This window comes from Lactobacillus sp. MRS-253-APC-2B (assembly GCF_012843675.1).
In the GTDB taxonomy this organism is placed as follows: domain Bacteria; phylum Bacillota; class Bacilli; order Lactobacillales; family Lactobacillaceae; genus Limosilactobacillus; species Limosilactobacillus pulli.
This window is the reverse complement of the sequence record NZ_JABAFO010000003.1, coordinates 14,838-29,905: the sequence shown is the minus strand read 5'-3', so window position 1 is coordinate 29,905 and position 15,068 is coordinate 14,838. Positions and strand designations below refer to the sequence as shown.

General features: G+C 47.2%; 12 protein-coding genes. 1 reads left to right on the top strand and 11 read right to left on the bottom strand.

The annotated features are described in order from the left end of the window. Window positions 1-81: 81 nt before the first annotated feature. The 11 genes from lepB to rpmH form a co-directional block, all read right to left on the bottom strand. Complete coding sequence (gene lepB / locus HF864_RS02685) at window positions 82-690, bottom strand: signal peptidase I (protein ID WP_169461576.1); 609 nt, start codon at window positions 688-690, stop codon at window positions 82-84. A gap of 64 nt (window positions 691-754) precedes the next feature. After that, window positions 755-2,284 carry a UDP-N-acetylmuramyl-tripeptide synthetase gene (gene murE / locus HF864_RS02680; protein ID WP_240936859.1) on the bottom strand — a complete coding sequence of 510 codons (1,530 nt, stop codon included), beginning with the start codon at window positions 2,282-2,284 and terminating at the stop codon, window positions 755-757. Between the two features lie 219 nt (window positions 2,285-2,503). Next, on the bottom strand, window positions 2,504-4,033 hold the full coding sequence (gene murE / locus HF864_RS02675) for a UDP-N-acetylmuramyl-tripeptide synthetase (protein WP_169461574.1): 1,530 nt from the start codon (window positions 4,031-4,033) through the stop codon (window positions 2,504-2,506). After that, window positions 4,034-5,950: an asparagine synthase (glutamine-hydrolyzing) gene (gene asnB, locus HF864_RS02670; RefSeq protein ID WP_169461573.1), complete on the bottom strand. Its 1,917-nt coding sequence runs from the start codon at window positions 5,948-5,950 to the stop codon at window positions 4,034-4,036. Between the two features lie 27 nt (window positions 5,951-5,977). Next, window positions 5,978-7,204 carry a carboxylate--amine ligase gene (locus tag HF864_RS02665; protein WP_169461572.1) on the bottom strand — a complete coding sequence of 409 codons (1,227 nt, stop codon included), beginning with the start codon at window positions 7,202-7,204 and terminating at the stop codon, window positions 5,978-5,980. A 110-nt stretch (window positions 7,205-7,314) separates the two neighbouring features. Further along, the gene (gene mnmG / locus HF864_RS02660) at window positions 7,315-9,237 is read right to left on the bottom strand and encodes a tRNA uridine-5-carboxymethylaminomethyl(34) synthesis enzyme MnmG (RefSeq protein WP_169461571.1); all 1,923 of its coding nucleotides are present in this window, start codon (window positions 9,235-9,237) and stop codon (window positions 7,315-7,317) included. 11 nt (window positions 9,238-9,248) lie between these two features. Next, complete coding sequence (gene mnmE, locus HF864_RS02655) at window positions 9,249-10,640, bottom strand: tRNA uridine-5-carboxymethylaminomethyl(34) synthesis GTPase MnmE (RefSeq protein WP_169461570.1); 1,392 nt, start codon at window positions 10,638-10,640, stop codon at window positions 9,249-9,251. A gap of 155 nt (window positions 10,641-10,795) precedes the next feature. Next, entirely contained in the window at window positions 10,796-11,671 is an 876-nt protein-coding gene (gene jag, locus HF864_RS02650; protein WP_169461569.1) for an RNA-binding cell elongation regulator Jag/EloR, read from the bottom strand. Window positions 11,672-11,740: 69 nt separating this feature from the next. After that, window positions 11,741-12,574 (bottom strand): YidC/Oxa1 family membrane protein insertase, encoded by an 834-nt coding sequence (locus HF864_RS02645; protein ID WP_205882266.1) that lies wholly within the window; start codon window positions 12,572-12,574, stop codon window positions 11,741-11,743. A 14-nt stretch (window positions 12,575-12,588) separates the two neighbouring features. Beyond that, a complete protein-coding gene (gene rnpA, locus HF864_RS02640; protein ID WP_169461568.1) occupies window positions 12,589-12,933 on the bottom strand; it encodes a ribonuclease P protein component in 345 nt (114 codons plus the stop codon). A gap of 116 nt (window positions 12,934-13,049) precedes the next feature. Beyond that, window positions 13,050-13,184, bottom strand: coding sequence for a 50S ribosomal protein L34 (gene rpmH, locus HF864_RS02635; protein WP_003665227.1), 135 nt, complete (start codon window positions 13,182-13,184; stop codon window positions 13,050-13,052). Window positions 13,185-13,692: 508 nt separating this feature from the next. On the opposite strand from rpmH, the gene dnaA reads away from it, so the two are divergent. Then, on the top strand, window positions 13,693-15,003 hold the full coding sequence (gene dnaA, locus HF864_RS02630) for a chromosomal replication initiator protein DnaA (RefSeq protein ID WP_169461567.1): 1,311 nt from the start codon (window positions 13,693-13,695) through the stop codon (window positions 15,001-15,003). Window positions 15,004-15,068: the final 65 nt, after the last annotated feature.

Genomic DNA, 15,068 nt, shown 5'->3' with positions numbered 1-15,068 from the left:
TGATTAGCTTTTCTAAATTATCTTAATGCATGTGTTCAACCAAATCAAAAACAGCGTCCTCGTTAAAGAACGCTGCTGATGTTAGTTATCGGCAAAGAAATGCTTCCATTGCTGATTGATATTGTTTTTAGCCGGCTGCGTACGATTCCAGAAACCTACCTTGACGACGCCGACGATCTTGCTCTTAGGTACGAATCCCCAGTAGCGGCTGTCGTTAGAGACGCTGCGGTGATCACCCAAGACAAAGTACTCGCCTTTTGGTACCTTGTAGGCCCCATTATGCAGCACCCAGCTGTTTTCCTGGGAAATACTGTGCAAAGTCCAGGTTCCGGTACCGCTGGAACGCTCGCTCTTGCTGATGTAGCTTTGATCAACCTTTTTACCGTTAACGTAAAGATTGCCGTTTTTAGCCTCAACCGTATCGCCTGGCAGACCAATAACCCGCTTTACGTACTCAGTCTTTACTGAAACTTGCGGATCAACGCCATTGGCATCAAATACCACTACACTGCCACGGTGAATCTTCGCCTGTTTTAAGCAGACCACCCGCTCGTTGTTCTGTAAGTTGGGCTGCATTGACGGACCATCAACCCGTACGAACTGAAACCCAAACTGTTTGATTAAAAGTGCCAGCAAAAGGCCAATCGCAATCGGTACGATCCAACTCATTAATTCTTTAAAAGCTTTCATCAAAATTGCTCCCAGATTAGTTTTCTAACGGCAATTTTAATACACTTTTACAGAAACTAACAACTTATTCATCATATTCGCGCATCAATTTTTGTGTCAGCTGATAATCGCCAACGTATGGAATATCGTGTCCCTTTTCATGCATGAACTGCTCACGACCTTTGGCGGCCATAAACATCACGTCACCAGGCCGCGCCAGCTTAAAGGCATCCTGAATGGCAACTGCCCGATCCACGTTGATATGCACTTCAACTGCCGGATTGTCGATATGTGACTTGATCTCCTCATCAATCTTGTGCGGATCTTCAAAGAAGTTGTCTTCACTGGTCAAGATTGCCACATCGGCATATTTGGCCAGTGCCTCACCGATATCCTTACGGCGCGACTCAGCCTTGCCGCCAGCCGCACCGATTACCACGATCAAGCGGCCGTTGGGATACGTGTTTTTCATGTATTTAAAGCTTTCGTTTAAGCTTAGGTAGTTGTGCGCATAATCAACGCAAGCCAACAGCCCGTGGTGATTGCTGAGCATCTCCATGCGGCCAGGTACCGTTGTTTCTTCCAACCCCTTGGCAAAAGCTGCTGTATCATCACTGAACTGACGACCCACGATCAGTGCTGCCAGAGCATTGCTGTCGTTAAACGTACCTGGAATATTGATCTTAAACTCACCATTAAGCTCAGGCTGGCGGCTGCTAAACGTCGCCACGTGAAACTCATGTGGCGAATCGACCACGTAACGATAGTCGGCATTAGACTGACTGCTGCCAAATGAGATTACCTGGTTGCCAGCAGCCAGCGCTTTTTGGGCCAACAGCTCGTAATAAGGACAATCTCGATTGATGATTACCTTAGATGAGTTGAGCATCAGCTGACTCTTACAGTACAGGTAGTCTTCAAAGCTTGGATGTTCCACCGGACTGATATGGTCAGCAGCAATATTTAAAAAGACGCCAATATCGAAATGCAGACCATAGACCCGTGACTTCTTATAGGCTTGACTGGAAACCTCCATAATCAGATACTGCATGCCATTATCAGCAGCCTGACGCATCATTCTAAACAGGTCCAGTGATTCTGGTGTCGTTAAATGGGCTTCTTCAAAGTGCTCGCCATCAAGACATTCAGCAATTGAAGACAGCTGGGCCACCTTTTGGTTAAAGACCTGGTTCATTAAATGACACGTAAAATAGACCGACGTTGTTTTCCCTTTGGTTCCTGTAAAGCCGATCACCTTTAGCTCTCGCTGCGGGTTGTTGTAAAACTCGCGCGCCAACAGAGCCATTGCTTTTTGGACGTCATTGACTACCAGCTGAACGAATTGATCTTGATCTTTGCCGACATAGACGTTTTCAGTCACGCAGGCAATGGCTCCCTTAGCAATTGCATCCTCCAGATATTTTTCGTTAAAGTGCAGTCCCTTGCACATAAACAGCGTATCAGGCTCAATGCGGCGCGAATCATAAGATAAGAATTGAAGCTTATGGTCTTTAAGATTGGCTGGAACCTCAAAAAGCCAATCATCACCAATTACGATTTCACGCAACAATTGATCCTGTTTTAAAATGTTGGCAGCTTGATTAAGCGTCAGCATTTCTCCCCCACCTTTCATTTAAACGTTCATTGTCTTTCGATCATGTTTCGTATTCTGGCACAAGATTATGAAAAAAATGCGAACTCCCAACGAAAGCATCAAGAACTTGTTTTTAAGATGTCTTTAAAAGACAACAATAGGTCCAGCCTGTAAACGCACCACAGACTGGACCTTATCTTCAGTTAACTGTCAAAGTATCGACTTCCCTAACAGTCATATTTAATTATACGCTTTCATCAACTGCTCTGTCAGCTGGTAATCACCGACATAAGGTTTGTCATGACCATTCTCGCGCAGGAACTGCTCCCGTCCTTTTGCGGCCATAAACATGACGTCACCTGGCCGTGCCATTTGAAAGGCCGTTTTAATGGCCTCTTCACGATCGATAATTTCATGAATCTCAACGTGAGGATCCACGATATGGTCGCGAATTGCCTGAATAATCTTTTTAGGATCCTCAAAGTAGTTGTCATCTTCAGTCAGGATGGCCACATCGGCATATTCTGACAGTGCTCGACCGATATCCTGACGCCGCGACTCAGCCTTGCTGCCAACTGAACCGGTAACCACGATCAAGCGGCCGTCTGGATACTCATGCTTTAAGAACTTGAAACTCTCACTCATGCTTAGGTAGTTATGAGCATAGTCAACACAGGCCACATATCCTTTTTCGTTCTTTAGGATCTCCATGCGGCCCGGTACCCTGGTTTCTAAAAGCCCCGTCGCAAACTCACTGGTTTTATTGCTTAGCTGCGCGGCGACTGCCAAAGCGGCCGTGGCATTGCTGCAGTTAAACGATCCAGGCAGCATGACCCGAAAATCGCCATTTACGGCCGGCAGCTGATCATTAAACGAAGCAACCTTGAAGTTACCATGCTCGCCTAAGGTAAAACGATAGTCGGCATCAGACTCATCGCTGCCATAGGTGATCAATTGGTTGCCAAAGGCGTGCGTTTTTTGGGCTAACAGATCAAAGTAAGGCATCTCACGATTGATGATCATTTTATCGGCATTTTTTACCAACTGGCTCTTGCACCAAAGATAGTCGTCAAAGCTTGGATGCTCAACTGGGCTGATATGATCACGCGAAATGTTCAAGAAAACGCCGATATCAAAATGCAGACCATCAACCCGCGACTTCTTGTAGGCTTGACTAGAAACCTCCATTACCAGATACTTCATCCCGTTGTTGACCGCCTGGCGCATCATCCGGTACAAATCTAATGATTCAGGGGTGGTCAAATGCGATTCGATAAAGTTTTTGCCATCCAGGCACTCGGCAATCGAAGAAAACTGCGCCACCTGATTGTCAAAGACATGCGCCAAAATGTGCCGCGTAAAGTAGACTGAAGTCGTCTTGCCTTTGGTACCGGTAAAACCGATCAGCGTCAGATCTTTTTCGGGATCGCCATAAAAAGCTCTTGCCACCGTTGCCATGGCTTTTTGCACATCGGTAACGACAATCTGCCAGACGTTCTGCCCAGCCAGTTCCTCGTCATACACCTGCTGAGTCAGACAAGCTGTGGCGCCTTTTTTGACTGCATCCACCAGATACTGCGGGTTAAAGCGCTGACCCTTGCAGATAAAAAGCGTCTGCGGCTTAATTGCGCGCGAGTCATACGAAAGCTCCTTGAACTCAAGATCGGCAATTTTTTCTGGTACATCATACAGCCACTGACCGTCAACGATGATTTCCTTAAACAGGTCTCGTTCCTTGAGAGCGGCTACCGTCTGTTTAACCGTCAGCATTTAGTTCGCCGCCTTTTGCTTGGTTTGATCAATTGCTGATTCATCAGGCTTGAAGTTGTCGATAAAGTACAGCTTGTACCAGACTAAGAACGTGTAGACGGTCCAGATTTTACGCCGATCGTCAGTCTTGCCTTGGAAGTTGTCTTCAGCCATCTTCAAGATCTTGTCTTGATCAAAGAATTCTTTGACAAAATCCTGGCTGAATAATTCGCGAACTTCTTGGTAGTACTTGTCTTCACGCAGCCAGGCCCGAATTGGCGTAGGAAAGCCCATCTTAGGCCGCGTTGCCCATTCTTCTGGCAGGTGACGGTTGGCAGCCATCCGGAAAGCCCACTTGGTACCCTTAGCGTTGAATAGGTACTTGGTTGGCGTGGTCTGAGCAACCTTCATCATTTCACGGTCCAACAAAGGCACCCGCAGTTCCAGCGAGTTGGCCATGCTCATCTTATCGGCCTTCAGCAAAATATCACCTGGCATAAAGCAGTGCAGATCAAGGTACTGCTTTTTGGCAACCTCATCAATATCTTTGTCTTCAACCTTGTCGTAATATGGGTCAACGATCTGCTTAACCGTTGGACCACAGTCAAATTCAGGCTGCAGAATGCTTTGGGCCTGTTCTGGACTGAAGATATAGGCTTCACCAATAAAGGTGTCACGGGCTGGCGCCAGGTTGGCATACATGTGCGCCTGACCATGGAAATGCTTGTTTTTAAGCTTTTCGGCAATCTCGTAGCGCTTTTGCCGCGGCTTTTTCTTCAGCTGATCAGTAATCCAGCGAATCAGCTTGGACTTGGTATAGAAGCCATAATCAATGTAGCCGGCAAACAGCTCATCAGCCCCTTCACCTGAAAGCATCGCCTTGTAGCCGTTGTCCTTGGCCAACTTGGTCAAAAAGTACAGCGGTACGACGGATGGATTAGAGTCCGGTTCATCCAAGTAGTATTGAATCAACGGGAAGGTGTGAAAGGCTTCTTCATTGGTCAGCTTGGCATCTGTGTTTTTCAAATTCAGCTTGGCAGCCAGCTCACGTGCTTCCTTGGTTTCATCATAGGTACTGTCAAAGCCGATTGAGAACGTGTTGTCAGGACGCATCATGGCCGTAACATAGCTGGAGTCGACCCCGGCTGAAAGAAATGAACCGACTTTAATACCCTTATCGGCAAAAGAGTGCGCCTTAACCGATTCGGTAACGGCAGCTTCAATCTTGTCAACGGCCTCATCAAAGGTCTCATCGGCTGGCTCAAAGTCCTCATCCCAGTATTCGGTCATTGAGAACTGACCATCCTTAGTGTAGTGGAAAGAATGACCTTCCGGCAGCTTGTAGACACCCTTGAAGAACGTTTCCCGGGTAATTGGGTATTGGAATGTCAGATAAGGCTTGAGGGCCTCTTTGTTCAGCTGCTTGTCAAAGCTTGGGTGTTCCAAAAAGGCCTTGATCTCAGAACCGACAAAGAAGGTGCCATTCATCTTGGCGTAATACAGTGGCTTGATACCAAAGTGATCGCGCGCACCAAACATTTCTTGGGTTTGGCGATTCCAGATGACAAAGGCAAACATCCCTCGCAGCTTTTTGCAGACATCATCGCCCCATTCCTCGTAACCATGCAAAATGACTTCCGTGTCCGTCTTAGTTGAGAAATGGTGTCCTGCTGCAATCAGTTCCTCGCGCAGCGGCTGGAAGTTGTAGATTTCACCATTAAACAAAATAGCCAGGTTTTCGTTTTCATTAAAGATCGGCTGCTTACCGCTCTTAACATCAACGAAACTCAAGCGTCGATGTCCCAAAGCCGCGTGTTCATCGACGAATTGGCCAGCATCATCGGGACCACGGTGGATGATCCGGTCCATCATTTTTTGAATCAGGCTTTCTTTGACTTGTGGTTTTTCATTATCCACAAATGCAACAATTCCACACATAATGACTCTCCTATGTTCTTGAATAAATTAGCGCTGCACGAAGTATTCCTTGTACTTCTTAGGCATTAATGAAAAGGCGTAGTGCATCAGCAGCCGTTGCTTGAGCGTATCATGCTTGTCAAAGGCCGTTGTACCCCAATTGCCGGATTCAAGCATCTGCTTGGCGCGTTCCTTGTCTGGGCCTTCTTTAGCATACTTGTAGAAGACTTTCTTAGGTACGCTCAGCCACAGCTTGTTGCCGTCTGCATAATCGGTATGGTCGTATGGACGATGATAGATGGCATCGTCAACCACGTACTTGGCTAGGTTATAGCCGTTTAAAGTACAGTAGTAGCTGCTGCGACCCTGCCGCAGATTGATCTCAAAAATCTTGAATTTGCCATCGCGCCGGTCGTACTTCATGTCAAAGTCCGCAAATCCGACGTAATTGATTTCTTCCAGGAACTTTTGAATCGTTTGATAGATTTCCATGTTCTTTTCTGGAATGATCACCATGTAGTTGCCGACTGCCACTGGCGATGGATCTTCCAGCAGGGGATGACCAAGACAGATCATGCGTACCTTGTGATCCTGACCAACATAGGCGTTGACCACGCGCATGTTGGAATCATCGCCGGGAATAAAGTCTTGGGCGATCAGCTTTCCAGTATAGCCGGCCTGAGCAATCTCAGGCAGCAGCTTATCAAACTGATCCCGCGTATCCAAGACATAGGCCTTTTTACGATCGGCAAAATGAATGTCCAGCCAGGCGATACTGTCGGAAGGCTTCAGGGCAATCGGAAAATCAAATGGCAGCTTAATTTCTTTTGGCTTCGTAAACTCAGCCGCCTCAATCAGCTTGGTCTTTGGATAAGGCAGGCCATGCTTTTCCGCAGCGGCGTAAAAAGTTTCTTTGGTACCCAGTTTTTGGAACATATCGTAGTCAACGTATGGGCAGACAAACCATTGCTTCAGCTCGTCCAAATGCTTGGCGATCAGCTCCGTGTAGCCATCTCCGCAAGACAGCAGCAGGTATTTTTTATCCGGCTTTAAGTTCTTGGCAATCTCGCGCATCGACTTGATAAAGCCTGGATCTTCATTAAATCCTTCAATTACATGCACATCAGCCAGCTTGGTGTAGCGAGTTGGTGCCATGTGTGTAACTCCATAGGCAATGCTTTTAATTCCATAGGCTTCATAAAAAGAACGTGCCATGCCATAGCAGTTAAAATCCGTTCCCAGCAGAATTGGCTGGAAATCAATTTGATCATTCACTTTAAAATCATCCTCATATTTTTCTAGTGATACTGTCTAAACGGCGCCTTAAAAAACGCCCCCTGAAACCTTAATGATAATCCAAACCCAAGGTACCTTCAAGGGCTTCTCTAATCCTTAAGCTTAGCTAAACGTCCCTGACGTAAGTAGACACTCAAAATTGCCAGGTCAGCTGGGTTGACGCCGCTGATTCGCGATGCCTGCGCCAAAGTTTCGGGCCGAATCTTCTCCAGCTTCTGACGGCCTTCCGTAGCCAGGCCATCAATTGCCGAGTAGTCCAGGTCAGCTGGAATCTTTTTAGCTTCCATGCGCTTCAATCGTTCTACCTTGACTTCTTCTTTTTTGATGTAGCCTTCATACTTCAATTGAATTTCAACTTGTTCAATTACTTCGCGGCTGAGTGGCTCGTCAGGATCAGGAATCAATTCCATCAGTGTTTGATAGTCAACATATGGGCGCTTCAAAAAGTCGGCAGCCGCAATGGCATCTTTCAATGGATTGTCGCCGTGCGCTTCAATCAGATTGTTGGCTGCCTCATTGGCTGGCTTGATCCGAATCTTCTTCAAGCGTGCAATCTCGGCTTCAACCAATGCCTTTTTGTGCTCCATCTTGGCCAAACGCTCATCAGAAACCAGGCCGATTGCATGACCTTTTTCCATTAAGCGCAGATCAGCATTATCATGACGCAGAATCAAGCGATATTCAGCGCGACTGGTCAGCAGACGATATGGCTCTTTGGTGCCCTTGGTTACCAGGTCATCAATCATGACGCCGATGTAAGCATCCGAGCGTTTCAAGACAAATGGTCCTTTGCCCTGGGCGCGCAGACCGGCATTGATTCCGGCAATCAATCCCTGGCCGGCAGCCTCTTCATAACCAGATGTCCCGTTAGTCTGCCCAGCTGTAAACAAGTTCTTGATCAGCTTGGTTTCCAACGTTGGGTGCAGCTGGTATGGCGCAACCACGTCATATTCAATGGCATAGCCCGGCCGCATCAGTTTGGCATGTTCCAAACCTTTAACGGAATGCAGCATTTTTTCTTGAATCTCTTCAGGCATTGAGGTTGACATGCCATCAACGTACCATTCATCAGTATCACGGCCTTCTGGTTCCAAAAAGACCTGGTGACGATCCTTATCGGCAAACCGAACGATCTTATCTTCAATTGAAGGACAGTAGCGTGGACCGACCCCTTCGATCACTCCGGTAAACATTGGTGCTCGATCGAGATTGTCGCGAATGATCTGATGCGTAGTCGGATTAGTGTAGGTCAGCCAGCAAGAAATCTGGTCACTGACCGAGATGTATTGACTGTCTGGCGTATCAAAACTGAAATGATGGGGCTTTTCGTCACCTGGCTGCTCTTCAGTAACCGAATAGTCGATCGTATTGCCGTTGATACGTGGCGGCGTCCCCGTCTTAAACCGCTGCAGATCGAAGCCCAGCTCTTCCAGATTCTCGGACAGCTTAGTCGCTGACTGCGTATTGTTTGGACCAGACTCATACATCAATTCGCCAATGATGATCTTGCCGCGGGCTGCCGTTCCTGTTGCCAATACCACGGCCTTGGCAAAATAGCGAGCCCCAGTATTGGTGATGACTCCTTTACAAGCGCCATCTTCAACCACCAGCTGATCAACAGTTGCCTGTCGCAGCGTCAGATTGGGCGTTTCTTCCATCGTCTGTTTCATCGCCCGGTGGTAGGCATGTTTATCGGCCTGAGCCCGCAACGCGCGGACGGCTGGACCTTTCCCCGTGTTGAGCATCCGCATCTGAACATAGGTCTTATCAATGTTGTGGCCCATTTCACCGCCTAAGGCATCAATCTCACGAACCACGATCCCTTTAGCCGGCCCCCCAACTGATGGATTGCATGGCATAAAGGCAACCATTTCCAGACTGATCGTCAAAAGCAGCGTCTTGTTGCCCATGCGTGCGGCTGCCAGTGCGGCCTCTGAACCAGCATGACCTGCACCTACAATAATTACGTCAAAGCTGCCGGCATCAAACGGCTTACCTTGTGAAATCTGCATTTTTATCTCCTTTACTTTCCTAGACAGAACTGGCTGAACAATTGATCCAGCAATTCATCTTGATAGCTGTCACCGGTAATCTCACCCAAAAGCTCCCAGCATCGCGTCATGTCAATCTGTACCAAATCAACCGGCATACCGGCCGCAATCCCGCTTAAGACATCATTTAAGGCATCGTTGGCTTGGTGAAGCAGTCCAATGTGGCGGGCGTTGGTAACCATAACGGTATTTTGCGAGCTTTCGATTCCCTCATCAAAGAACATGTGGCTGATTGCCTCACCCAATTCTTCCATTCCTTGATGTTCAACGATTGAGGTTTTAATAATCCGATCGCCATTGATCAATTGACCTAATTCATCCAAATCGATCTTATTTTCCAAGTCGGTCTTGTTTAGGATCACAATGCGTGGCTTGCCAGCCGTCAGCTTAATCAGGTCGCGATCCTCATCGGTTAATGGATTGGAGCTGTCGATCAAAAGCAGTACCAGATCTGCCGTGTCAATCGCTTGACGACTGCGCTCAACGCCGATTTTTTCGACCGTATCTTCCGTATGCCGAATCCCCGCCGTGTCGATCAGCTTTAATGGCACGCCCTCTACGTTAACGTATTCTTCAATCACGTCACGCGTGGTTCCGGCCACATTGGTCACGATCGCCTTATCCTCATGCAAAAGTGTGTTAAGCAGGCTGGACTTGCCGACGTTTGGCCGCCCAATAATTGCCGTTGCCAAGCCATCACGCAGCACCTTGCCCTGCTTAGCGGTCTTTAAAAGAGCTTGAATGCGTTGCTGAACCTCTTGGGCTTTTTCTTTCAGCATCTTGGTCGTCATTTCTTCAACCGCGTCATATTCTGGATAGTCAATGTTAACCTCAACCTGTGCCAAAACGTCCAGAATATCCTTGCGCAAAGCCTTAATCAAGCGGGACAGATCACCATCCAGCTGGTTGAGAGCGACCTTCATTGATTTGTCAGTTTTGGCACGGATCAGATCCATCACGGCTTCAGACTGTGAAAGATCCAACCGACCATTTAAAAAGGCCCGTTTGGTAAACTCACCCGGTTCAGCCAGTCGTGCCCCATGGCTAAGCGTCAGCTGCAGAATTCGGTTGGTGGCCAGCAGTCCGCCATGACAGTTGATTTCAACAACGTCTTCTCGGGTGTAGGTATGTGGGGCCCGCATGATTGAAACCATGACCTCATCAACTTCCGTACCACTGTCGGGATCAACGATGTGCCCATAGTTAATGGTGTTGGTTGCCACTTTTGCCAGATCCTTGCTGCCATGGTACAGCTTTTTGGCGACTTCAATTGCTTCATCGCCACTGATGCGGATAATCGAGATGCCACCTTCACCGACTGGGGTTGAGATGGCTGCAATCGTATCAAATTCTGAATTTGCCATTTTCTGCTCCTTTCCGCTGCCAATAAAAAAAGTGCCGAGTCCACGCCCTTCCCCAATCTGGGAGCAACATGGTCAAAGCACTTTCACTACTCTAACTAACGGTAAATTCAATTAACATCGCTATTTTAGTTTTTCAGCGTTTGGTTGTCAATCAATTAATTCTTTGGGGCCACGACAACGCTGCGGTAAGGATCTCGACCATGCGAATAGGTCTTGACCCGTGGATTATCTTCTAAGACGCGGTGCAGATACTTACGCTCACGAGCCGGCATTGGATCCAAAAAGACTGCCTGACCCGTGGCAATCACCTCGGTTACGCAGCGCGCGGCCAGTTTTTCCAATGACTGCTGCCGCTTCTTGCGATAGTTTGACGTATCCAGTACCAAACCGGGATCGTCAACGCCATGGTAGTTCAAAAAAGTCGTTCCCAGCTGTTCTAAAGCATTGATTCGCCGCCCATGAAAACCAATCACGCGTCCCGAATTATCAGCCTGCAGATCAATTGTCAGCTCATGAGCCTTAAGCTTGACGATCTCAGGCTTAGCCACTACGCCTAATGCTTTTAAAACGTCTTTAAGATACTCACAGAGGGCCTGGGCAGCCTGCTTCATCTTTTGCACATTGATCTGATGGCGACGCTCCATTTCCTGTGCATCAATCTCATCGGCCTCATTGACGTTGCGCTTTAAATTCGCTGATGGCTTGCTGCTTTGTTTACCGGCTTGATTTAAGGCCGATTCAGCAGTCGACTCGACCTTGGCTTTTGGCTTGATCGATGCTGGCTTGGCAGTCATTTCAGTATTTTGATCCGCCTTGAAAGCAGCGTGCTCAGTAATCGGCTTTTGCTTTGGCTGAACCTGAGCAGGCTGTTTTAATGCTGCCTTAATTTTGGCATTACGATGACCAATCCCTAAAAAACCGCGCCGTGGCTGCTCTAAAACCTGGATTTCAAGCTGATCACGATCGGCTTGAAAGGCAGTTGATGCGGCAGCAACTGCCTCATCAATGGTCTGCGCCTCAAAAGTTTCCATAGTGAATGCTCCCCCTCAATGTAAAAGACATTATCAAAAAAGAGCGGTCAAACCCGCCCTTATACCCAATTATTTACGCTTGCTACGGTAGGCCTTGCGCTTGGCCTTGGCAATCTTGTTGCGGTGCCGGCGCTCAGCAGCCTGCTTTTCTTCCCGTTCCCGACGAATCTTGAATGGGTTTTGGAAGATCAGCACCTGCAGAACTTGAAAGGCATTGGATACTACCCAGTAAAGCGTGATGGCTGAACTAAAGCCCAAAGCCATGAAGAAGACCATGATTGGCATAAACCAAGTCATTGATTTAGTCATGGCATTTTGTTCTGGCATGGAAGCCATCGACAGCCAAGAACTGATAAACGTAAACAGAGCTGCCAGAATCGGCAGGACATAGTATGGGTCAGTGTGTCCCAACTGCAGCCATAAAAAGCTCCCGCTGCGTAAAACGTGCGTCCGCCAGATGGCTTGATACAATGCCCACATAACCGGCAGCTGAACCAGCAGTGGCAGCATCGAGGCAAATGGGTGCACGCCGGCATCCTTGTAGAGCTTTTGTTGAGCTGCCTGCATCTTTTCCAGTGATTCACGATCGCGTCCAGGATACTTCTTTTGAATCTCCTTAAGCTGCGGTGCCAATTCCTGCATCTTGACCGACATCTTGGTTTGGTACACCATCAGCGGCAAAATAACAATCCGCACGATAATCGTAAAGATGATGATCCCCATTCCATAGCCGCCAAAGTTGTTGGACAGCCAAATAATGAATCGTGAGCAGTTATAGATGATGTAATGATCCCAAAAGCCGGTACTATGACTATTAATCGGTGAATTGGAGCAGGCGGCCAAAAAGACTGCCAAGCCCATAATTCCCGCCAGGCTTAAGATTTTCTTGTGTCCTTTTCTCAAAGTGCGATCCTCTCTTAATCTTCTTTTAACAGATGGGCCAGTTTCATTGCATGAACCAGGTTCTTTTTAACCTCAGCCATTTCCAGACCATCGGCAGCTGGCCGCGCGATGATCAAAAAATCAACGTCAGACTTGATCTCAGGCTTGACTTCCAGCAGCGTCTGTCGGATGCGTCGCTTCAGCCAGTTGCGGTGGACGGCATTTCCAACCTTCTTGCCAACTGAGATGCCGACTCTGAAATGCTTTTGTCCTGGTTTCTCCATTTGATAGATGATGAATTTTCGATTGGCTACGGAATTATGAGTTTCAAAGACCCGCTGAAATTCACTTTCCTTTTTTACTCGGTATGACTTTCGCATGTTCGCTCCAACCTTTATAAATACAAAAAGGGCTGAGGCACAACCGCACGTAATGCAGTGGATGAATGCCCCGGCCCCTTTTAGAAAAAAAGCCACTAATTAAATAGTGGCCGATTTTATGCAGATAATACTTTGCGGCCCTTTTGACGACGACGAGCCAATACCTTGCGGCCGTTGCTCGTGCTCATACGCTTGCGGAAGCCGTGAACGCGTGCGCGGTGACGCTTCTTTGGTTGAAATGTGCGCTTCATTGAGTGCACCTCCTCGCTTGTATTTATTATTTTTATTTACAGTCCAAAAAGACAATCTCTTCAAACATACTTTTGAAGTATAACACATCCTGCGCCAAGAATAAATGATTATCTTGCGTTATTTTGGCGTTTTTTATCTAACTATCCCCCATAGTTATCCCCAGTTTTTTCCACAGTTATGATGGGAAAACTAGGGATGTTTTAATTTATCCACAGAGTTATCCAAAGCAAAAACAGTTCCCCACAGGTTGTGGAAAAAGTTATCAACAGGATTGTGGATAACTATGAAAACATGATTAAACCACTTTTTATTCTCTGAAGTTATCCACAGATTGCCAGTGATTAACTTTATTTTTACTATTTCTTTTCCACAAATCCACAGGCCTGTGGAAAAGTTATCAACACGTCTGTGGATTTTGTTAATAGTTTTTACACAGCCTTGTGGAAAACTATGACTATCGATGCTAAAATATTCTTTGGATTTTATTTACCTTGAGGAGGAATTTACTTGATTGAGCTAAACTCTCTCTGGGAATCGGTTCAAAAGGAGTTTCGCAAAACTACTGGCAGCGTAACCTATAACAACCTGATCGCCCCAGCTAAAGCAATTTCTCTCGAAAACGATCAACTGACCATTGAGCTGCCCACCAAATCACACCGGGACTTTTGGCAAAATGAAATGACTGACAAGCTCAAGGACCTGCTTTTTAATGAGACGCTGGTCCACATTGAGCCGCGTTATACGCTTGAGAGAGAATTATTAACCCCGCCTTCACCAACTGGCGGCAATATGACCAAACAAACACCCTTAAATCCTGAATATACATTTGAGGCCTTCGTTGAGGGTCGTAGTAATCAGATGGCCTATGCCTCGGCCTACGCAGCCTCTGAACAACCCGGCGGACTTTATAATCCGTTGCTAATCTATGGCGGAGTAGGACTGGGCAAGACTCACCTCATGCAGGCAATTGCCAATAACATGCTGCGGCATAATCCCAATGCCAGAATCAAATACGTCACCAGTGAAACCTTCACTAATGACTACATCAATTCCATCAAAAATAATAATCAAGAACAGTTTCGACGCGAGTATCGTGATCTGGATGCCTTATTGGTGGATGATGTCCAGTTCTTTTCTAATAAGGAAGGAACGCAGCTGGAATTTTTCAATACCTTCAATTCATTGCATGACAACAACAAGCAGATCGTGCTGACTGCTGATCGCAACCCAAAGCAGATTCCTGATTTGACGGATCGTTTGGTTTCACGGTTCGTCTGGGGCGTTCCCGTTGAGATTACGTCACCTGATCTGGAGACACGGACGGCCATTTTACGCAGTAAGGCCGAAGAAGAACAGATCAACGTTCCCAATGACGTTTTAAGCTTTATTGCCAGCAAGGTCGACACCAATGTCCGCGAGCTTGAAAGTGCATTGCTACGAGTACGCGTGGCGGCCCAGCTTCACCACACGCCCATCACGATTGACCTAGCCAATGAAACGCTCAAGGGAATGGAGGCTGCCGATGAGGCGGTTGTTTCGATCGACTTGATTCAAAAAAAGGTTGCGGCCTATTATAATATTCGTCAGTCCGATATCGTGGGTAAAAAGCGCGTCAAGCAGATCGTCTTTCCGCGTCAGATTGCCATGTACCTTGCCCGCGAGCTGACCGAAAGCTCGTTGCCAAAAATCGGCAAGGAGTTTGGCGGCAAGGATCATACGACGGTGCTGCATGCCATTGATAAGATTGAAAATCAGTTGGCAGAAGACGATAATCTACAAGATGACATTCGCAACCTTAGAATGGAGCTGCAGCCCTGATTGTGGAAAAATCAAAAGTTATCCCCAAGATATCCACAGTTTTTCCACAGTTATGAAAGCTTAAT